The organism is Rhodococcus sp. NPDC058505 (assembly GCF_042720095.1).
Classification (GTDB): domain Bacteria; phylum Actinomycetota; class Actinomycetes; order Mycobacteriales; family Mycobacteriaceae; genus Rhodococcus_G.
The window spans coordinates 213541-231659 of the sequence record NZ_JBHXNB010000001.1; the positions used below are offsets into that span (position 1 = coordinate 213541).

Below are 18119 nucleotides of genomic sequence, written 5' to 3' on the forward strand. Positions count from 1 at the left end.
CGTGGCCGAAGTGAGACCTTCCGCGGAAAGTACCGACCGGATCGTCATGCGGTGGATCGCCGACCGACCACCGTCCCCGGTGGACCCCGGGATGCGCGCGCTGAGCACCCTGGCGAACCACGGGGTGCTGTGGTCGGGGGTCGCCGCTGGCCTCGCGGTGTGCGGGCGACGGCCACGCCGGGCCGCGGTGCGGGGCCTGCTGTCCCTCGCAGGCGCGAGCGCGCTGTCGAACGCGGTGCTCAAGCCGCTCTGCCCCCGCAGGCGTCCGCCCGCGGACCTGCCGGAGTTCCCGCGGGGCCGCGGGCTGACCGCCCCGAGCTCCTCCTCGTTCCCGTCCGGGCACGCCGCATCCGCTGCCGCGTTCGCCACCGGTGTCGGACTCGAATACCCGCTGGTGGGGGTCGTGGTCGCGCCGCTGGCCGCGGCGGTCGGATACTCCCGCGTGCACACCGGCGTGCACTGGCCGTCCGATGTCGTTGCCGGCCTGGCCGTCGGCGCCGCGGTCGCGGTCGCCACCCGAGCATGGTGGGCGGTCCGGGACCAGGAGCCGGCGACCCTTGGCCCCGACCGGGCGACGCACGCACTGCCCCGCGGCGCCGGGATGATCGTCTTCGTCAACACCGGATCCGGCGCCGGACCGGATCCCACCCGCACCGAGATCGAGCGGCGGCTGCCCGCCGCGACGGTCGTCGAACTCGACCCCGGCGCCGACTTCGGCGCGCGGATCGACCGGACCATCAGCACCCTCGACGCCAGGGCGCTCGGCGTGTGCGGCGGCGACGGCACCGTCGTGACCGTGGCCGAGGCCGCCGTCCGGCATGCCCTGCCGCTCGCGGTGTTTCCCGGCGGCACCCTGAACCACTTCGCGCGGGACGCCGGGGTCGGCGATGTCGAATCGACCGCAACAGCGATCGAGCGCGGCGCCGCCGAACTGGTCGACCTCGGCGCGGTCCGCGTCGACGGAGGACCGGAGCGTCCGTTCGTTAACACCGCCAGCCTCGGTGGATACCCCGATGTGGTGCGCCTGCGCGAGCGGTGGGAGCCTCGGCTCGGCAAGTGGCCCGCAGCGGGACTCGCGATGATCCGCGTCCTCGCCTCCGCCAGCCCGTTGCCGACCAGGATCGACGGGATCGCACACTCGGTATGGATGCTGTTCGTCGGGAACGGCCGCTACACGCCCCCGGACCAGGTACCGATGTCGCGCCCCGACATCCACCGCGGAACCCTGGACGTGCGCTACCTGCTCGCCGATCACCGATGGTCACGCCTGCGGTTGATTGGCGCGGCACTGACCGGGACGCTGGGTGGCTCCCGCGCCTACGCTCACCGGGACACCCCAACCCTGGCCGTCGAGATCGCCGGGGATCCGGTCGCGTTGGCGACCGACGGCGAGGTGGTCGCCGACGGTCGCCTTTTCGAGTTCCGCAGCAGGCCGCACAGCGTCGTGCTCTACCGCGGGACCGGGCCGTAGCCGGGCCTCCTGCGTGCCGCCCGGGTCGGGCCTATTCCGTGCCGCCCGGGTCGGGCTGTTCCACCGGTTCGGTGCCGGGCGCGGCCGGGTCGACCGGCAGCAGCGCCTCGAGGGCACTGCCGGTGATCCGGCGGAACGCGCGCCGCGGCCGCGACTGATCGAGGACCGCGACCTCAAGGCCGGACACCCCGATCACGCGACGCTCACCCTCACCGTTGGCTGCCGCGGTGCCGTCCCGGAGCGCATCGACAGCGAGGGTGACCGCGGTCGCGAGGTCGGTTCCCGGCCGGTACGACTCCCGCAGGGCCGTGACGATCGGTTCCGTCGCGCCGCCCATCACGACGAACTGCTGCTCGTCGACGATCGACCCGTCGTAGGTGATGCGGTACAACTGCGCGTGATGGTCCTGGTCCGCCCGCCCGACCTCCGCGACGCACAGTTCCACCTCGTACGGCTTCGGCTGCTCGGTGAAGATGGTGCCGAGCACCTGCGCGTACGCGTTCGCGAGAGAGCGGCCGGTGACGTCACGGCGGTCGTACGAATACCCGCGCATGTCCGCGTGCATGATGCCCGAGCGGCGCAGGTTCTCGAACTCGTTGTACTTGCCGACCGCCGCGAATCCCAGCCGGTCGTAGAGCTCGCTGACCTTGTGCAGCGACGAGGACGGATTCTCCGCCACGAACAGCACGCCGTCCGCATAGGTCAACACGATCACGCTGCGACCCCGCGCGATCCCCTTGCGGGCCAGCTCCGAGCGGTCCCGCATGATCTGCTCGGCGGAGGCGTAATACGGCATGGTCACGGCGTGCCACCTGCTTCCTTGGTGCGGTCGGCGACGACCGTGCGGGCGAGATCGGCCAGCCGATCCGCGGACACAACGGCGGCCCCGCCATCGGTGATCACGACCGCGGTCGGGTAGATGCCGCGGGTCAGGTCCGGGCCACCGGTGGCCGAATCGTCGTCGGCGGCGTCGTACAGGGCCTCGACCGCGGCACGCAGGGCCCCGGCCTCGTCGGCCGCCGGGTCGAAGGTCTTCTTCAGCGCCGACTTCGCGAACAGCGATCCCGATCCGACCGCGTGGTATCCGGCGCGTTCCTCGTAGCGACCGCCGACGACGTCGTAGGAGACGATCCGCCCCGCCTTCGCCGGGGTGGACGCGTCCAGGTCGTATCCGACAAGGAGCGGGACGACGGCCAGCCCCTGCATCGCGGCGCCGAGGTTGCCCCGCACCATCGACGAGAGCCGATTCGCCTTGCCGTCGAACGTCAGTGGGACGCCCTCGATCTTCTCGTAGTGCTCCAATTCGACGGCGAACAGCCGCACCAGTTCGATCGCGACGCCCGCCGTACCCGCGATCCCGGCCGCCGAGTAGTCGTCGGTCACGTACACCTTCTCGACGTCCCGGCTGGCGATGACGTTGCCCATTGTCGCGCGCCGGTCGCCCGCGATCAGGACGCCGCCGGCGAAGGTCAATGCCACGATCGTCGTCCCGTGCGGCGCGATGTCCGATCGGGTGGTCATCGACTCACCACTTCCACCGCGAGAGCCGAGGTCGAACCGGTTCTCCGGCAACAGTTCCGGCGCATGAACACGCAGGTGCTCGGCGAACGAGGACAACTGCGCGTCGAAGCGCAGCCCCCCGCCTCCGAGCACCATGCGCGCCGCCGGGGAATCCGGCGTCACTGGCCGCCCTTTTGCACGTACGCGCGAACGAAGTCCTCGGCGTTCTCCTCGAGCACGTCGTCGATCTCGTCGAGCAGGTCGTCCGTGTCCTCTGCGAGCTTCTCGCGACGTTCCTGACCCGCACCGCCATCACCGACGGCCGCGTCGTCGTCGTCGCCCCCGCCACCGCGTGTGGTCTGCTCCTGCGCCATAGCCGCCGACCTCCTCATTCCTCGCACTGCACCGTGTCCGTGCACGCACCGTCGGTGACCGTTCGTGCTCGGACCTTCACCCTACCGATCGGCGACGACACCGGGACGATTCGTCGTCGTGTCGCGCGCGATTGTCACGTCGTCAACTGATCGACCAGGTCAGCCGCCGAACTCGCCGCCTCAAGCAGCGCTCCCACGTGCGCCTTGCTGCCCCGCAGCGGCTCGAGGGTGGGAATCCGGACCAGGGAGTCGCGACCCAGGTCGAAGATCACCGAGTCCCAGCTCGCCGCGGCGATGTCCGCCCCGAAGCGGCGCAGGCACTCACCCCGGAAGTAGGCGCGGGTGTCGGTCGGTGGGGTGTGCACCGCGTCAAGGACCTGCTGCTCGCCAACCAGCCGTTCGATCGAACCGCGCGCCACCAGCCGGTTGTACAGGCCCTTGTCCAGCCGGACGTCCGAGTACTGCAGATCGAGCATGTGCAGTTTCGGTGCCGACCAGGCCAGGCCCTCCCGATTACGGAACCCCTCGAGGATTCGCAGCTTCGCCGGCCAGTCCAACAGGTGCGCGCATTCCATCGGATCCCGCTCAAGCAGATCGAGCACCGTCGCCCACTTCGTGAGCACGTCTGCGGCGCGCGCGTCGTCCGGGCTGTCCCGCTCGACCAGCTTCGCCGCACGCTGGTGGTACTCCCGTTGCAGCGCAAGGCCGGTCATCTCGCGTCCGTCGGCGAGCGCAACCGTCTGCCGCAGCGTCGGATCGTGACTGATCTGATGCACCGCGGTCACCGGGCGCGCCAACTGCAGGTCCGACAGGTCCACCCCGGCCTCGATCAGATCGAGAACGAGCGCCGTGGTCCCGACCTTCAGGTAGGTGGACCACTCGGCGAGGTTCGCGTCGCCGATGATCACGTGCAGCCTGCGGTACTTCTCGGCGTCCGCGTGCGGCTCGTCGCGGGTGTTGATGATGCCCCGCTTGAGGGTCGTCTCGAGTCCGACCTCGACCTCGATGTAGTCCGCCCGCTGGGAGAGCTGGAAGCCCGCTTCGTCACCCGACTGCCCGAGCCCGACCCGGCCGGAACCGCAGATCACCTGGCGGGACGCGAAGAACGGCGTCAGGCCAGCGATGATCGCCGAGAACGGCGTGTCCCGCGAGCACAGGTAGTTCTCGTGCGTTCCGTAGGACGCACCCTTGCCGTCGACGTTGTTCTTGTACAACTGGAGTCGAGGGGCGCCGGGCACGCTGGACGCGTGCCGTGCCGCGGCCTCCATCACCCGCTCCCCCGCCTTGTCCCAGATCACGGCGTCGAGCGGATCGGTGACCTCCGGGGCTGAGTACTCGGGGTGGGCGTGGTCGACGTACAGCCGGGCGCCGTTGGTGAGGATCATGTTGGCGGCGCCTACCTCGTCCGCGTCGATGACCGGTGCGGGCCCGTTGAACCGTCCCAGGTCGAAGCCGCGCGCGTCGCGCAGCGGCGATTCAACCTCGTAGTCCCAGCGGGTCCGCTTCGCGCGGGGAACGCCCGCGGCGGCCGCGTAGGCCAACACCGCCTGGGTGGAGGTCAGGATGGGGTTCGCCGTCGGCTCCGACGGGGACGAAATGCCGTACTCGACCTCGATACCGATGATCCGCTGCATGGCGTCGAGCGTAGAGCGTCCGGCGTGCGCGCATACCCCGGACGCCACCCGCCCGGTTCAGGGCGGGGTCTTTGGGTCGGGAGTTTCCGGGGGTCCGGCGCCGGATTAAGTGCCGATAAGTTGCCTTATGACATTATTGCAGGTGACGTCCGCAGTTCACCATCCTGCTGACACCGGTCACTCCGCGCACACGGGAGCGCCGGGGAGGGGTGCCGCCCCGGCTCGGCAGCCCACCTCCGAGACCGCGGCCATCCGTGCGAGGGGGTCCCGGATCTCGAGTGCGGGCACCAACCCCCGATCCAGGACCGCCGTCCGTGCCTCGGGGGAACCCGCGTGTGCGTCGAGCACGCCGCGGGCCCGGGCGAAGGCGAGCAACTCGTCGTAGACCATCGCGAGGGCGGCCTCGGTCGTCCTGTCCCCCGGGGTGAGCGAGTCGAAGTCCTCACCCGTCTCGTACTCGTGGCGCAGCGCGTGCGGCCCCTGGTCGCAGGACGGCGTGTTCAACTCGACCCGGAACGCTGGCTGTTCCGGTGTCGGCGGCACGGTGGTTCCCGCGTCGACGCAGGCGTGGTGCGAGATCCGGTCGGCGAGCGCGTGCAGGTAGATCCCGATTCGTGCGTTCGCTGCCTGGTCACCGATCCACGAGTCGAACCGGTCGGACCTGACGTCACCGGAGACGACCTGCTCCCCCGTCGCGTTGGTGAACGGCACGGCGACGGGAGCGACGACGCTGTACTCGCCGTCGATCGGTACCGGCGACGGGTCCGCGTAGCAGGCGGGGCCGGTACCGAGATCGCCAGCGGCCGACGCGGTGGTGAACCCGCCCGTGCACAGCGGGGCGTCGCCGCCGGGACCGGCCATTGCCCAGCGGCGCAGGTGCGCGAGCATCACCTCGTGGCGCGGGTCGGTGACGTCCGGTCGTAGGCCCTCCTGCGGCGTCGACGGACCCAGGGTCGGCGGGAAGTGGAACAGGAACCCGCCGGTCGCGAAGTGCGTTCGCACCAGGCCACCGATGTCCCTGGTGGTCAGGGTGTCGGCGCCCGGCACGGGCCTGCCGTCGACGTCCCGCGGTGTGAAGGTGCCCAGATCGGTCGCCTCGTCGTAGGCCGCGATCCAGTACGCGTCTCGTTCGGGGAATCCGGCGGTGCGGGCCAGCAGATAGGTGGTGTCGGCGTGCACGAGACTGCGGCCGCCGAGGGGCTGACGCAGGGTGTAGCCGTACGCGAGGAAGGCCTGCAATCCGCACGCCGGAGCGGTCGGGATGTCCGTCGGGCACGGTGGCGGCAGCGGGCCGCAGTTGTGTGCGGGCACGCCCTCCTGCGAGTAGCAGACGTCCTCGGCGAAGGCATGTGCCGTTGGCGCGGGCGCAGCGGCGAACGCTGCCACGATGCAGGCGCACGCACACCGGCGGCCGAATGTGCTCATGGGACCGGCCCCTTCGACGTCGACGACAGGGTGCACTGCAGGTAGTCGCCCGCCCGGATCCGCCGCAGCACCGACCGCGCTGGCCACGGCGCCCACCGCGCCCCCGGGTCCGTTCCCCGGCGCGGATCGGTCAGGGTCAGCAGGCGGCCGCGGGAGGCGATGTCGACCCGACCCGCCGCGACGACATTGCGAACCCAGTCACTGTCGGGACCGTAGGTCAACGCGAATCGGTAGCCGCCGTCGACCCGGAAACAGTTGACCGGCGTCCGGTAGAGGCGGCCCGAGCGGCGGCCACGGTGCAGCACGATCGCGAATCCCGGCAGCCATCCGGCGACCGGGAGCACCAGGCGATTGGTCACCATCGCGTTGAAGCGGGCGAGCCGCCTCGGGAGAGGCACCCGGTCAGCCTAACCCGCCTGAGACGATGACCCGATGGAATCGGACCACGGACCCCGCCCGCCCATCCCCGCGCCGGACGAGGTGGTCGCCGTCTACGACAAGGCCGGACTGGTGATCGGTTCGGCGCCGCGGTCCCGGGTGTACGCCGAGGGCCTCTGGCACGCGAGCGCCGGGGTGCTGTTGCGCTCGACCGACGGGCGCCAGCTCTACGTCCACCGCCGCTCCCCCGACAAGTCCGTCTTCGCGGGCATGCACGACTGCCTCGCCGGTGGCGTCGTCGATCCAGGCGAAACCCCCGCCGCAACCGCAGCCAGGGAACTCGAGGAGGAGCTCGGGGTCCGCGGCATCGACCTCACCCCGCTGGCGCGGCTCGCCTGGGACGGGACGTGGGCGGGCAGGCCGCTCCGCTGCCACCTGTTCGCGTTCGAAGGCCGGTGGGACGGTCCGGTCGTACACCAGCCGAGCGAGGTCGTCGACGGCTGGTGGTGGACCGGCGACGCACTGCGCACCCACCTGGCCGACCCGGAGTGGCCGTTCGTTCCGGACACCAGGGCGCTGCTCGCCGACATCGTGCTGTGAGGGCGCCGCGGCTTCGCGGGTCGGGCCAGACCCGGTGCCGTGCCATTGTCATACCTATAATATTGCAATGTTATGGCAGCGTATGAGAGCACAGCCGGGAGTTCACGGGACCGCGAGGCCGTGCGGGACGCCGTCCTGTCCGCGGCGATCGCGGTCGTCGTCGAGGAGGGGCCCTCCGCGTTGACCGTGCGCCGACTCGCGTCCGACGCGCACACCTCGACGATGTCGGTCTACACGCATTTCGGAAGCGTCGGCGGGGTCGTGGGCGCCGTCGTCGAGTACGGGTTCGGGTTGCTCGGCCGGACGATGGCGGCCGCTCCCCGATCCGGCGACCCCCTCGCCGACCTGTTCGGTATCGCGCTCACCTATCTGGCATTCGCGCGAGACCACCCGCGGCTGTACACGACGATGTTCCAGCACACCTCCTCCGACCGGGGCCCGGGCCGACGAACGGACGTCGTCGGGACGGGGGCACCCATCGAGGCGCACGGGGGCGGCGCGGCCTTCGCGACGTTCCTCGCCGCACTGTCCGGGACGGGTCCCGGTCGGCAGGCAGGCCCCGAGGAGCACGACGCGCAGCGGCTGGCCCTCGCCGCGGAGCTCTTCAGCGCGCTGCACGGCAACGCGATGCTGCGGATCGCCGGCCATCTGGACACCGCGGACGACACGGTCGCCCATTCACTTCTCGTCGCCCTCGCCGTCGGGAACGGCATGAATCGAGAGTCAGCGATCCGCGCGCTCGAACGGGCTCGGGCCGTCAACGGGAGGGCCTGACACGCAGGCGCGGTGGGTACGACGCCTCCGCCGCCCCCACCGCGCTCGGCGCTGACCGCCCTCCGCTACAGGTACTGACCGGTGTTCGACTCGGTATCGATCGCCCGGCTCGCGCTGGCGTTCTTGCCGGTGACCAGCGTGCGGATGTAGACGATCCGCTCCCCCTTCTTGCCCGAGATGCGTGCCCAGTCGTCCGGATTGGTGGTGTTGGGCAGGTCCTCGTTCTCGGAGAACTCGTCGACGATCGAGTCGAACAGGTGCTGCACGCGCAGGCCGGGTGCGCCGGTCTCGAGCACCGCCTTGATCGCGTACTTCTTCGACCGATCCACGATGTTCTGGATCATCGCGCCCGAGTTGAAGTCCTTGAAGTACAGGACCTCCTTGTCGCCGTTCGCGTACGTCACCTCCAGGAACCGGTTCTCGTCGCTCTCCGCATACATCCGGTCCACGACCCGCTCGATCATCGCTTTCACGCACAGCGCCCGATCACCGCGGAATTCGGCGAGGTCGTCGGCGTGCACCGGAAGCGTCTCGGTGAGGTACTTCGAGAAGATGTCCTGCGCGGACTCGGCGTCCGGGCGTTCGATCTTGATCTTCACGTCGAGCCTGCCCGGTCGCAGGATCGCGGGGTCGATCATGTCCTCGCGGTTCGACGCACCGATCACGATGACGTTCTCGAGGCCCTCCACGCCGTCGATCTCGCTGAGCAGCTGCGGAACCACCGTGGTCTCAACGTCTGACGACACCCCGGACCCGCGGGTCCGGAAGATCGAATCCATCTCGTCGAAGAACACGATCACCGGGGTGCCCTCGGACGCCTTCTCCCGCGCGCGCTGGAAGATCATCCGAATGTGCCGCTCCGTCTCGCCGACGAACTTGTTCAGCAGCTCGGGGCCCTTGATGTTCAGGAAGTACGACTTCGCGTCCTTGGCATCCTGACCGCGCGCCTCGGCGATCTTCTTCGCGAGGGAGTTCGCGACCGCCTTCGCGATCAGGGTCTTGCCGCAGCCGGGCGGACCGTACAGCAGCACACCCTTCGGCGGACGCAGTGCGTACTCGTGGAAGAGATCCTTGTGCAGGAACGGCAACTCGACGGCATCCCGGATCTGTTCGATCTGCCTACCCAAACCGCCGATGTCCCCGTAGTCGACATCCGGGACCTCCTCGAGCACGAGGTCCTCCACCTCGGCCTTCGGGATCCGCTCGAAGGCGTACCCGGCCTTGGTGTCGACCAGCAGCGAATCACCGGGCCGCAGCTTGCGGGTCGGTGAGTCGATGTCCTCGTCGTCCGGGTGCAACGTCTCATCCGAGGCAGCGACCGCCAGCGGATGCGCGAGCCAGACGACGCGTTCCTCGTCGGCATGCCCGACCACCAGTGCGCGTTCCCCGTCATCGAGGATCTCGCGGAGGCTGCAGATCTCTCCGATCCGCTCGAAGGTGCCCGCCTCGACGACCGTCAACGCCTCGTTCAGCCGCACCGTCTGCCCCGGCTTGAGCTCGTCGGTGTCGACGTTCGGCGAGCAGGTGAGCCGCATCTTCCGTCCCGACGTGAACACGTCGACCGTCTGGTCGTTGTGCGCGCAGATCAGCACGCCGTAGCCGCTCGGGGGTTGACCGAGGCGGTCGACCTCTTCCCGCAACGCGATCAGTTGCTGGCGCGCCTCCTTGAGCGTGTCCATCAGCTTCGAGTTGCGAATCGACAGGGAATCCACGCGTGACTCGAGTTCACGCACCTGCTCCGGAGACTGGGCAAGTTGTCGGCGAAGTGCAGCGGCCTCAAGCTTGAGGGCCTCGAGTTCCGCCCTGGCAGCCACCGAGTCCGGATTCTCTGTTGCGCTCATGTGCGACTCCTCCCAGTTCGATCCCTCAACGCTACCGCCGTGCCCACGAAAGTGTGTTGCGACACTTGGGACATCGCACAATCTGGGACGGTGCAGGTCACCACCGACACCCCACCAGCCATGTTAGCCTCACCTACATTGCTCCCGGTCCCGGCAGGAGCGCCCCTCACAGGAAAGAGTTCCCCGTGATCACCCGTACGACACTCATTGCCACCGGAGCCGTCCTCGTTGCACTCGGGCTCACGGCATGCGGTTCCGACGACGCCGCCGACACCCCGGCAACGAGCACCGCGAGCAGCACCGTCGCCGACGCGACCACCAGCGCGAACACCGCAGCCGCAGCGGCCGCTCCCGGCGCCGAGACGCTGAACGCGACGCTGGCGACCTTCTTCGACCCCGCGGTTCCCGCTGCCGACAAGGTCGTGCTGATCGAGGACGGCGAGAAGCAGGCCGCGGTCCTCGAACAGTTCAACGGCGTGCTGCAGGGCTACCCCCTGACTGCCGACGTCACCAAGGTGGTCGCGGTCGACGACGACACCGTCACCGCGACGACCACCATCGCGGGTCCGCACGGCGGCGCCCCCGTCGAGGTCACCTTCGACGAGCACGACGGCGCCTGGATCATCTCCGACGACGCGGTCTGCACGATCCTCGGCATGGGCCAGCTGACCTGCGTGAAGTAGTCGCCTTCGGCAACTGTGCGTGAGTTTTACCCCGACCAGGGTAAAACTCACGCACGGGCGCGCAGCGCAGCGCAGCTAGCCCTTGCTGGGGCGGCGCTGCGGCTTCGGGGTCACCGTGCCCTCGGCGAGTCGCCGGGCGCTGACGAGGAAGGCTGTGTGCCCCTGCATCCGGTGTTCGGGGCGCACCGCGAGGCCGACGACGTGCCAGCCGCGCACGATCGACTCCCAGGACCGCGGCTCGGTCCAGCACTCCTGTTCCCGCATCGCCTCGACCACCTTCGACAGCTGTGTCGTGGTCGCGACGTAGACAATCAGCACCCCGCCGGGGACCAGCGCCTTCGACACCGCGGGCAGCACGTCCCATGGCGCGAGCATGTCCAGCACCACCCGGTCAACCTGCCCGTGCACGTCGGCGTCATAGTCGGCGAGATCGCCGATGGCCAGCTCCCAGTTGTCGGGGCGGCCACCGAAGAAGGTTTCGACGTTCCGGACCGCGTGTTCGGCATGATCCTCGCGGACCTCCCACGAGGTGACCTTGCCCTCGGGCCCGACGGCGCGGAGCAGCGAGCAGGTGAGCGCACCGGAACCCGCGCCCGCCTCGAGCACTCGGGCACCGGGGAACACGTCCCCCTCGTGCACGATCTGCGCGGCATCCTTCGGGTAGATGACCTGGGCTCCTCGCGGCATCGACAGCACATAGTCGACGAGCAGCGGGCGCAACGCCAGGTACGGGGTGCCGTTGGTGGAGGTGACGACGCTGCCCTCGGGCGTGCCGATCAGGTCGTCGTGCAGGATGCCGCCGCGATGTGTGTGGAACTCCTTGCCCGCCTCGAGCACGACAGTGTACTTGCGCGCCTTCGCATCGGTGAGTTGGACCCGGTCCCCGACCCGGAACGGTCCGGTCGGTCGACCCTGCAACGCTGACATCTCGCTTGCTCCTCTGCGGTTGTTCCCGGCGACCCGTGCACCGGCCCCGACGGCGTGTCGGACCCCGCGCATACCCTGCCAGGTGTGAGCAGCCCCCCGATGACGCACCCCACCGAACCAGCGCCCGCGCCCGCACGCTCACGGCCCGCGCTGTCCCCGTCACGCGCAGGCGACTTCAAACAGTGCCCCCTGCTGTACCGCTTCCGGGCCATCGATCGGCTTCCCGAGAAGCTGACGACCGCGCAGGTCAGGGGCACGCTCGTGCACGCGGCCCTGGAGTCGCTCTACGGATTGCCTGCTGCCGGGCGCGGTCGGGAGACGGCGGTGACGCTCGTCGAGCCTGCCTGGGACCGGATGCTCGAGCAGTCCCCGGAACTCGCCGAGGTGGTCCCTGCCGACGACCGCGACCGGTTCCTTGGCGACGCCCGGCGCATCGTCGAGGACTACTACCGACTCGAGGATCCGACGGCGTTCGACCCCGAGGCCTGTGAGCTGCGGATCGAGACCGCTCTCGCGGACGGGGTCCCGCTCCGCGGCTTCGTCGATCGGGTCGATGTCGCACCGACCGGCGAGGTCCGGGTGGTGGACTACAAGACCGGTCGGGCCCCGCGGGAGGGGTTCGAGCGGACCGCCCTGTTCCAGATGAAGTTCTACGCGCTGATGCTGCTGCAGACCCGCGGCGTCGTCCCGACCCAGTTGCGCCTGCTGTACCTCACGGAGGGCGAGGTCCTCACCTACACACCGGATCACGACGAGCTGCGTCGGTTCGAGCGCACGTTGAGCGCGATCTGGCGGGCCATCCTCGACGCCGGGCGCACCGGCGATTTCGAGCCGAGTCCCGGACGCATGTGCGGGTTCTGCGACCATAGGGACCGCTGCCCCGCGTTCGGTGGTTCACCGCCGCCCTATCCGGGTTGGCCCGATCCGGGCGACGGCGGGGTGGTCGACACGGCAGAGTGAGGAGTCCCCCTGTGAATGACACCGCCCCCGGTGCGTATTTCGTTCCGCTGGAACCGCTTCCGGACGGCACGGCACGGTTCCGGCCGACCGGGCACACGCTGAGCACCTGGTCCGGCGACATGCAGCACGGCTCGCCGCCGTCGGCCCTGCTCGTGCACGCGCTGCGCCGCCACCAGGCGCGACCGGACACGCGGCTGACCCGCGTGGTCGTGGAGATCCTCGGGCCGGTGCCGTTGACCGAAATCCGGGTGCGGGCGTGGACCGAACGCCCCGGCCGCCGAATCGAACTCGTGGTCGCCGAGCTGTCCGCGGAGGGGCCGGACGGCAGCTGGCGCGCCGTTGCCCGCGGCACCGGGTGGCGGCTGCAGACGGCCGACACCGCGGCGATCGCGCATGCCGCCGACCCGGCGATCCCGCCGCGGACGGCGGACCCGTCACCGCTGCCCGACAACAGCTTCTGGCACACCGGGTTCATCGACTCGGTCGACTGGAACTGGCTGACCCCGCTCGGTGCGTCGGGCCTCTCCCACGCCTGGGGCAGGCCGATCCCCGTCCTGGTGGAGGGGCTCCCGCTCGACCCGATCGAGCGACTGTTCCTGATCGCCGACACCGCGAACGGCGTCGGCAGCAAGCTGGACCCGGCGGCGTGGACGTTCCTCAACACCGATGTGACGGTGCACCTGTTCCGGATCCCGGACGGGGACTGGATCGGGGTGTCCGCCGAAACCTCCTACGGCCCGGACGGGGTCGCGATGTCCTCGGGTGTCCTGCACGACGATGCGGGTCCGGTGGCCCGGGTGACGCAGACGGTGCAGGTACGCGCCCGCTGAACCCGCCGACGGCCCGCACCGGTAGCGGTGCGGGTCGTCGAGGGCGCCGTCAGAATCCGCGGCAGGTGCGGATGTCGGTGGCGAGGATCGCCTTGGCTCCGATGTCGGCGAGCCGGTCCATCATGTCGTTGCTGCCCTTGCGCGGCACCATCGACCGGATTGCCACCCACTGCTCGTCGGCGAGCGGGGCGACGGTCGGCGATTCCAGGCCGGGGGTGATGGCGACGGCCTCGGCGAGCCGGTCCCGCGGGCAGTCGTAGTCGAGCATCACGTACTGCTGGGCGCGGACCACGCCCTTGACGCGGGCGATCAGCTGGTTGCGAGCCTTGTCGTCCTGGTCGGAGCCCGCCCGCTCGATCAGCACCCCCTCGGAGTCGCACAGCGATTCGCCGAACGCCGCCAGGTTGTGCTGACGCAGGGTGCGGCCGGAGCCGACGACGTCGGCGATCGCGTCGGCGACACCGAGCTGGATGGAGATCTCGACGGCACCGTCGAGCCGGATCACGGTGGCCTCGATGCCGCGGCGGGCCAGGTCGGCGCGCACCAGGTTCGGGTAGGAGGTGGCGATGCGCAGGCCCGCCAGATCCTGCGGCGTCCAGTCCTTTCCGGCAGGCGCGGCGTATCGGAAGCTGGAGCGGCCGAATCCGAGCGACAGCCGCTCGGCGACCGGCGCACCCGAGTCGAGCGCGAGGTCGCGGCCGGTGATTCCGAGGTCCAGTTCACCGGATCCGACGTAGATCGCGATGTCCTTCGGGCGGAGGAAGAAGAACTCCACCTGGTTGGACGGGTCGAGCACGGTCAGGTCGCGGGAGTCGGTGCGCCGCCGGTAGCCAGCCTCGCTGAGGATCTCGGCGGCCGATTCGGACAGGGAGCCCTTGTTGGGCACTGCAACGCGCAGCATGATGGTCCTTCCTTCGAAGGCGAGAGGTGTGATGCGGGGAGTCGCGGCGGTGCCGCGCACGAACAACAGCGGCGGTGCCGCTCACAGATGGCAGCGGCGGTGCCGCTCACAGATGTCGGTAGACGTCCTCGAGCTTCAGTCCGCGGCCGACCATCAGGACCTGCACCCAGTACAGCAGCTGCGAGATCTCCTCCGAGAGTTCCTCGTCGCTCTGGTACTCGGCGGCGATCCACACCTCGCCGGCCTCCTCGATCACCTTCTTGCCCTGGGCATGGACGCCGGCGTCCAGTGCGGCCACGGTGCCGGAACCCTCGGGGCGAGTGGCGGCACGGTCGGACAGCTCGGCGAACAGCGAATCGAAGGTCTTCACGGGTCGCCATTGTTTCACAGCGTCACCGGGTCGCCGCTGCCGCACTCAGCGTTCGGGCCGGGTCAGCGTCGGTGCGCTGTCGATCAGCGTCCGCGTGTACGGCTCGAGTGGTCGCTCGTAGACGTCGGAGGTGGGCCCGCACTCGACGATCCGGCCGCGGTGCATCACCGCGACGACGTCGCAGACGTGCCGGATCACCGCGAGATCGTGGGAGACGAGCAGCAGGGTCAGGTCGTGCTCGGTGACCAGCCTCGCCAGCAGGTCGAGGACCTGCGCGCGCACCGACACGTCGAGGGCGCTGACCGGCTCGTCGGCGATCAGGATCCGGGGCCGGGTGATCAGGGCCCGGGCGATGGAGATCCGCTGGCGCTGACCGCCGGAGAACTGGTGCGGGTAGCGCTGCGCGGCGTCGGGGTCGAGTCCGACGTCCGCGAGCATCGTCGCGACCAGTGCGGCGACGTCCGCGGCGGGCCTGCCGCGTCCGCTCATCGGCTCCGCGACGATGTCGCCGACCCGCATCCGGGGGTCCAGGGAACCCATCGGGTCCTGGAACACGATGGACACGTCGCGGCGCAGGCCGCTCAGGTCGCGTTCGGCCGCGCCGACGAGTTCGGTGCCTGCCACCCGGATCGACCCCGATGTCGCGGTATCCAGCGCGCACAACAACCGAACCAGCGTCGACTTGCCGCTGCCGGACTCGCCGACGATGCCGAACCGTTGACCAGCGGCGACGTCGAACGAGACGTCGACGAGGGCGGGCACCGGCGCGGGCCGACGCACCACCGACGCCCGGGTGCCGCGGTAGGTGCGGCTCACCGCGCGGGCCGCGATCAACGGGACGGACTGCTCGTTGAACACCGGGGCCGACGACGCGTGGACGGTTGCCGCGGACTCGCCGTGCTGCAGCGTCGACGCGTCGAGCAGGGACCGCGTGTACGGGTGGGCCGGGTCCGCGAACACCCCGGCAACCGGACCCGACTCGACGACGACGCCGTCCCGCATCACCAGCACCCGCTCGCACAGGTGCGCGACGACCGCCAGGTCGTGGGTGATCATCAGCAACGCGGTGCGGTGCTCGCGGACCGTGCTGTCGATCAGGTCAAGGATCTGCGCCGCCGTGGTCACGTCGAGTGCGGTGGACGGTTCGTCGCAGATCAGCAGCCGCGGCGTGTTCGCCATCGCGATCGCGATCAGCACCCGCTGCCGCTGCCCGCCGGACAGCTCGTGCGGATACGACCGCGCGATCCGTTCCGGATCCGGCAGGTTCACCGACACGAGCAGTTCGTGGACCGCGGCGCGGCGGTCCGCGCGGCGCAGACCGTCCCGGTGCAGCGCCAACACCTCGCCGACCTGGTTGCCGATCCGCATCAGGGGATTAAGCGCACTCATCGGTTCCTGGAACACCATCGCCACGTCGTCGCCGCGCAGTCGCGTCCACCCGCGTTCGGGCCGGTCGAGGAGATTGCCATCCACCCCACCCAGGCGCACCGACCCCGTCGCGGTCAGCTGGTCCGGCAGCAGACCCATCAGGCTCAGCGCGGTCAGCGACTTGCCCGACCCCGACTCCCCGATCAGCCCGACCCGCTCCCCCGCGTCGAGCCGGAACCCCACCCCGGACAGCAGGTCCCGATCGTCGATGCGGACCCCCAGCCCGGACACCTCCAGCAGCGGTGCACCGGCTCCGCCGTCCCCGTTCATCGCACCACCTTCGGATCGAACCGGTCCCGCAGACCGTCACCGAGCAGATTGAACCCGAGCACAGTCAGCGCGATCGCCAGTCCCGGCCACAGCATCACCATCGGCTGTTGGTACAGGTACGGCTGCGTCTCCTGCAGCATCCGCCCCCACGACGGGGTCGGCGGCGGGGTGCCGAAACCGAGATACGACAGTGCCGCCTCGGCGAGAACCGCCAGCGCGAACGTCACTGACGCCTGCACGATCAGGTCACTGGAGATGTTCGGCAGCACGTGCCGCCGCGCGATCGCGCCGCGGCCGAGACCGCTCGCGCGGGCCGCGAGAACGTAGTCCTGCGCCATCACCTGCCTGGTCCCGGCGCGGGTGATCCGCGCGAACGCCGGCGCCGACCCGATGCCAAGGGCCACCATCGCCGTCACCGTCGACCCGCCCGCGATAGCCGCGAACACGATCGCGAGCAGCAACGCGGGAAACGCGAGCAGGACGTCAACCCCGCGCATCAGCACCTCGTCCGCCGCGCCGGGACGCATCCCCGCGGCAACCCCGATCGGGATGCCGATCACCGCGGCCACAGCCACCGCGACAACGCCGACGAGCAACGTCGTGCGGGCACCGACCAGCAGGATGCTGGCGATGTCGCGGCCGAAATCGTCGGTGCCCAGCCAGTGCGCCGCGCTCGGCGCCGCCAGGCGCGCGGACGGATCCACCACGGTCGGGTCGAACGGCGTCCACACCAGCGACACCAGCGCGGCGAGCAGCACCAGGCCGACGAGCAGGCCGCCGACGACAAGCGTTCCGGGCGGCCGTCTCATGCATTGCTCCGCAATCGTGGATCCACCAGGGTGTGGACGACGTCGACGACCAGGTTCACCACCAGCACCAACAGCACCAACACCAGCACGATCGACTGCACCGCACCCATGTCCCGCTGCCCCACCTTGTCCAGCAACAGGCTGCCAAGCCCCGGCACCACGAACACCCGCTCGATCACCACCGCCCCGATCAGCAGCGTGCTCAACTGCACACCCGCGACGGTGATCACTGGGACCGCCGCGTTCCGCACCCCGTGCCGGAGCAGCGCCCTGGTGCGGGTGAGGCCCTTCGCCCGTGCCGTCCGGAGGTAGTCCTCCCCCAGTTCGTCGAGGACCGCGGACCGCACGTACCGCGTCAACACCGACCCCTGCACCAGCCCCAACGCCAGCGCGGGCAACGCCAGGTACGACAGGAATCCGCCGACCCCCTCGATCGGGGCCTGCCAGCCGCTGGACGGCAGCCAGCCGAGCTCGACCGCGAACACCGTCGACAGCAGCACCCCGGCGAGGAAGGCGGGAATCGCGATGCCCACCTGGCTGATGCCGCCGATCGCGACCCCGTCCGGCTTCCCGGCCCGCACCGCCGACACGACCCCGAGGGGCAGCGCGATCGCCAATGCGACGACCATGCCCGCTCCGACCAGCCACAGCGTGACCTGCAGACGGTCCAGGATCTCGGGCCCGACCGGCTGCCTGGTCAGATAGGAGTCGCCCATGTCGCCGCGCAGCATCGCCCACATCCACATCGCATACCGCTGCGGGAGGGACATGTCCAGACCCATCGCCGCCCGCTCCCTGGCGACCGCTTCCTCGGATGCCTGCACCCCCAACGCGATCCGCGCGGGATCGCCGGGGAGGACGGCGAGCAACGCGAAGACGAGTACCGATGCTGCGGCGGCGGTCACCGCAAAGATGCCCAGCCTGCGGGCGATCGTCACCAGCAT

Annotated in this window: 19 protein-coding genes; 6 read left to right on the forward strand and 13 right to left on the reverse strand. The window is 70.1% G+C overall.

What is annotated here, in order from left to right; all coding sequences use genetic code 11:
* Position 1 precedes the first annotated feature (1 nt).
* Positions 2 to 1471, forward strand: a complete 1470-nt coding sequence (locus tag ACFWPA_RS00930) for a phosphatase PAP2 family protein (RefSeq protein ID WP_378507103.1) — start codon at positions 2 to 4, stop codon at positions 1469 to 1471.
* A gap of 31 nt (positions 1472 to 1502) precedes the next feature.
* Here the strand turns inward: ACFWPA_RS00930 and prcA are convergent, their stop codons facing one another.
* The 6 genes from prcA to ACFWPA_RS00960 all read right to left on the reverse strand — a co-directional run bounded on the left by prcA (position 1503) and on the right by ACFWPA_RS00960 (position 6802).
* Positions 1503 to 2273 carry a proteasome subunit alpha gene (gene prcA, locus ACFWPA_RS00935; protein WP_378507102.1) on the reverse strand — a complete coding sequence of 257 codons (771 nt, stop codon included), beginning with the start codon at positions 2271 to 2273 and terminating at the stop codon, positions 1503 to 1505.
* Positions 2270 to 3154, reverse strand: coding sequence for a proteasome subunit beta (gene prcB, locus ACFWPA_RS00940; protein ID WP_378569442.1), 885 nt, complete (start codon positions 3152 to 3154; stop codon positions 2270 to 2272). The genes prcA and prcB overlap by 4 nt, the downstream gene beginning before the upstream one ends.
* Positions 3151 to 3345, reverse strand: coding sequence for a ubiquitin-like protein Pup (locus ACFWPA_RS00945; RefSeq protein WP_378507100.1), 195 nt, complete (start codon positions 3343 to 3345; stop codon positions 3151 to 3153). The genes prcB and ACFWPA_RS00945 overlap by 4 nt, the downstream gene beginning before the upstream one ends.
* A 134-nt stretch (positions 3346 to 3479) precedes the next feature.
* Positions 3480 to 4979: a depupylase/deamidase Dop gene (gene dop, locus ACFWPA_RS00950; RefSeq protein WP_378507099.1), complete on the reverse strand. Its 1500-nt coding sequence runs from the start codon at positions 4977 to 4979 to the stop codon at positions 3480 to 3482.
* 177 nt (positions 4980 to 5156) lie between these two features.
* Complete coding sequence (locus ACFWPA_RS00955; protein WP_378569444.1) at positions 5157 to 6404, reverse strand: hypothetical protein; 1248 nt, start codon at positions 6402 to 6404, stop codon at positions 5157 to 5159.
* Entirely contained in the window at positions 6401 to 6802 is a 402-nt protein-coding gene (locus ACFWPA_RS00960; protein ID WP_378507097.1) for a nitroreductase family deazaflavin-dependent oxidoreductase, read from the reverse strand. Before ACFWPA_RS00960 ends, ACFWPA_RS00955 begins: the two co-directional genes overlap by 4 nt.
* A 34-nt stretch (positions 6803 to 6836) precedes the next feature.
* Between ACFWPA_RS00960 and ACFWPA_RS00965 the strand changes: the two genes are divergently transcribed.
* The gene (locus tag ACFWPA_RS00965; protein WP_378507096.1) at positions 6837 to 7382 is read left to right on the forward strand and encodes an NUDIX domain-containing protein; all 546 of its coding nucleotides are present in this window, start codon (positions 6837 to 6839) and stop codon (positions 7380 to 7382) included.
* A gap of 72 nt (positions 7383 to 7454) precedes the next feature.
* Positions 7455 to 8156, forward strand: coding sequence for a TetR/AcrR family transcriptional regulator (locus tag ACFWPA_RS00970; protein WP_378569446.1), 702 nt, complete (start codon positions 7455 to 7457; stop codon positions 8154 to 8156).
* Positions 8157 to 8221: 65 nt separating this feature from the next.
* Here ACFWPA_RS00970 and arc read toward each other — a convergent pair whose 3' ends face one another.
* On the reverse strand, positions 8222 to 9997 hold the full coding sequence (arc, locus tag ACFWPA_RS00975; RefSeq protein WP_378507094.1) for a proteasome ATPase: 1776 nt from the start codon (positions 9995 to 9997) through the stop codon (positions 8222 to 8224).
* A 185-nt stretch (positions 9998 to 10182) separates the two neighbouring features.
* On the opposite strand from arc, the gene ACFWPA_RS00980 reads away from it, so the two are divergent.
* On the forward strand, positions 10183 to 10680 hold the full coding sequence (locus ACFWPA_RS00980; protein ID WP_378569448.1) for a nuclear transport factor 2 family protein: 498 nt from the start codon (positions 10183 to 10185) through the stop codon (positions 10678 to 10680).
* 75 nt (positions 10681 to 10755) lie between these two features.
* Here ACFWPA_RS00980 and ACFWPA_RS00985 read toward each other — a convergent pair whose 3' ends face one another.
* Positions 10756 to 11607 carry a tRNA (adenine-N1)-methyltransferase gene (locus ACFWPA_RS00985; protein WP_378507092.1) on the reverse strand — a complete coding sequence of 284 codons (852 nt, stop codon included), beginning with the start codon at positions 11605 to 11607 and terminating at the stop codon, positions 10756 to 10758.
* 99 nt (positions 11608 to 11706) lie between these two features.
* Here ACFWPA_RS00985 and ACFWPA_RS00990 point away from each other — a divergent pair, with 99 nt between their 5' ends.
* Together ACFWPA_RS00990 and ACFWPA_RS00995 are read left to right on the forward strand one after the other, a co-directional pair.
* A complete protein-coding gene (locus ACFWPA_RS00990; RefSeq protein ID WP_378507277.1) occupies positions 11707 to 12567 on the forward strand; it encodes a RecB family exonuclease in 861 nt (286 codons plus the stop codon).
* An 11-nt stretch (positions 12568 to 12578) separates the two neighbouring features.
* Positions 12579 to 13397, forward strand: coding sequence for a thioesterase family protein (locus tag ACFWPA_RS00995; protein WP_378569450.1), 819 nt, complete (start codon positions 12579 to 12581; stop codon positions 13395 to 13397).
* A gap of 49 nt (positions 13398 to 13446) precedes the next feature.
* Here ACFWPA_RS00995 and hisG read toward each other — a convergent pair whose 3' ends face one another.
* From hisG to ACFWPA_RS01020, 5 genes are all read right to left on the reverse strand, one after another.
* A complete protein-coding gene (hisG, locus tag ACFWPA_RS01000) occupies positions 13447 to 14298 on the reverse strand; it encodes an ATP phosphoribosyltransferase (RefSeq protein ID WP_378569452.1) in 852 nt (283 codons plus the stop codon).
* Positions 14299 to 14404: 106 nt separating this feature from the next.
* Positions 14405 to 14668 carry a phosphoribosyl-ATP diphosphatase gene (locus ACFWPA_RS01005; RefSeq protein ID WP_142100658.1) on the reverse strand — a complete coding sequence of 88 codons (264 nt, stop codon included), beginning with the start codon at positions 14666 to 14668 and terminating at the stop codon, positions 14405 to 14407.
* A 45-nt stretch (positions 14669 to 14713) separates the two neighbouring features.
* Complete coding sequence (locus ACFWPA_RS01010; protein WP_378569454.1) at positions 14714 to 16366, reverse strand: dipeptide ABC transporter ATP-binding protein; 1653 nt, start codon at positions 16364 to 16366, stop codon at positions 14714 to 14716.
* Complete coding sequence (locus ACFWPA_RS01015) at positions 16363 to 17175, reverse strand: ABC transporter permease (protein ID WP_378569456.1); 813 nt, start codon at positions 17173 to 17175, stop codon at positions 16363 to 16365. The genes ACFWPA_RS01010 and ACFWPA_RS01015 overlap by 4 nt, the downstream gene beginning before the upstream one ends.
* On the reverse strand, positions 17172 to 18119 hold the full coding sequence (locus tag ACFWPA_RS01020) for an ABC transporter permease (protein WP_378569458.1): 948 nt from the start codon (positions 18117 to 18119) through the stop codon (positions 17172 to 17174). The genes ACFWPA_RS01015 and ACFWPA_RS01020 overlap by 4 nt, the downstream gene beginning before the upstream one ends.

Bases quoted from the DNA above. Each gene is read 5' to 3' on its own strand.
- dop (WP_378507099.1), bottom strand. From the start codon at position 4,979: ATGCAGCGGATCATCGGTATCGAGGTCGAGTACGGCATTTCGTCCCCG.
- ACFWPA_RS00955 (WP_378569444.1), bottom strand. From the start codon at position 6,404: ATGAGCACATTCGGCCGCCGGTGTGCGTGCGCCTGCATCGTGGCAGCG.
- ACFWPA_RS00985 (WP_378507092.1), bottom strand. From the start codon at position 11,607: ATGTCAGCGTTGCAGGGTCGACCGACCGGACCGTTCCGGGTCGGGGAC.
- ACFWPA_RS00945 (WP_378507100.1), bottom strand. From the start codon at position 3,345: ATGGCGCAGGAGCAGACCACACGCGGTGGCGGGGGCGACGACGACGAC.
- ACFWPA_RS01020 (WP_378569458.1), bottom strand. From the start codon at position 18,119: ATGCTGGTGACGATCGCCCGCAGGCTGGGCATCTTTGCGGTGACCGCC.
- ACFWPA_RS01015 (WP_378569456.1), bottom strand. From the start codon at position 17,175: ATGAGACGGCCGCCCGGAACGCTTGTCGTCGGCGGCCTGCTCGTCGGC.
- ACFWPA_RS00990 (WP_378507277.1), top strand. From the start codon at position 11,707: ATGACGCACCCCACCGAACCAGCGCCCGCGCCCGCACGCTCACGGCCC.
- ACFWPA_RS01010 (WP_378569454.1), bottom strand. From the start codon at position 16,366: ATGAACGGGGACGGCGGAGCCGGTGCACCGCTGCTGGAGGTGTCCGGG.
- hisG (WP_378569452.1), bottom strand. From the start codon at position 14,298: ATGCTGCGCGTTGCAGTGCCCAACAAGGGCTCCCTGTCCGAATCGGCC.
- ACFWPA_RS00970 (WP_378569446.1), top strand. From the start codon at position 7,455: ATGGCAGCGTATGAGAGCACAGCCGGGAGTTCACGGGACCGCGAGGCC.
- ACFWPA_RS00965 (WP_378507096.1), top strand. From the start codon at position 6,837: ATGGAATCGGACCACGGACCCCGCCCGCCCATCCCCGCGCCGGACGAG.
- arc (WP_378507094.1), bottom strand. From the start codon at position 9,997: ATGAGCGCAACAGAGAATCCGGACTCGGTGGCTGCCAGGGCGGAACTC.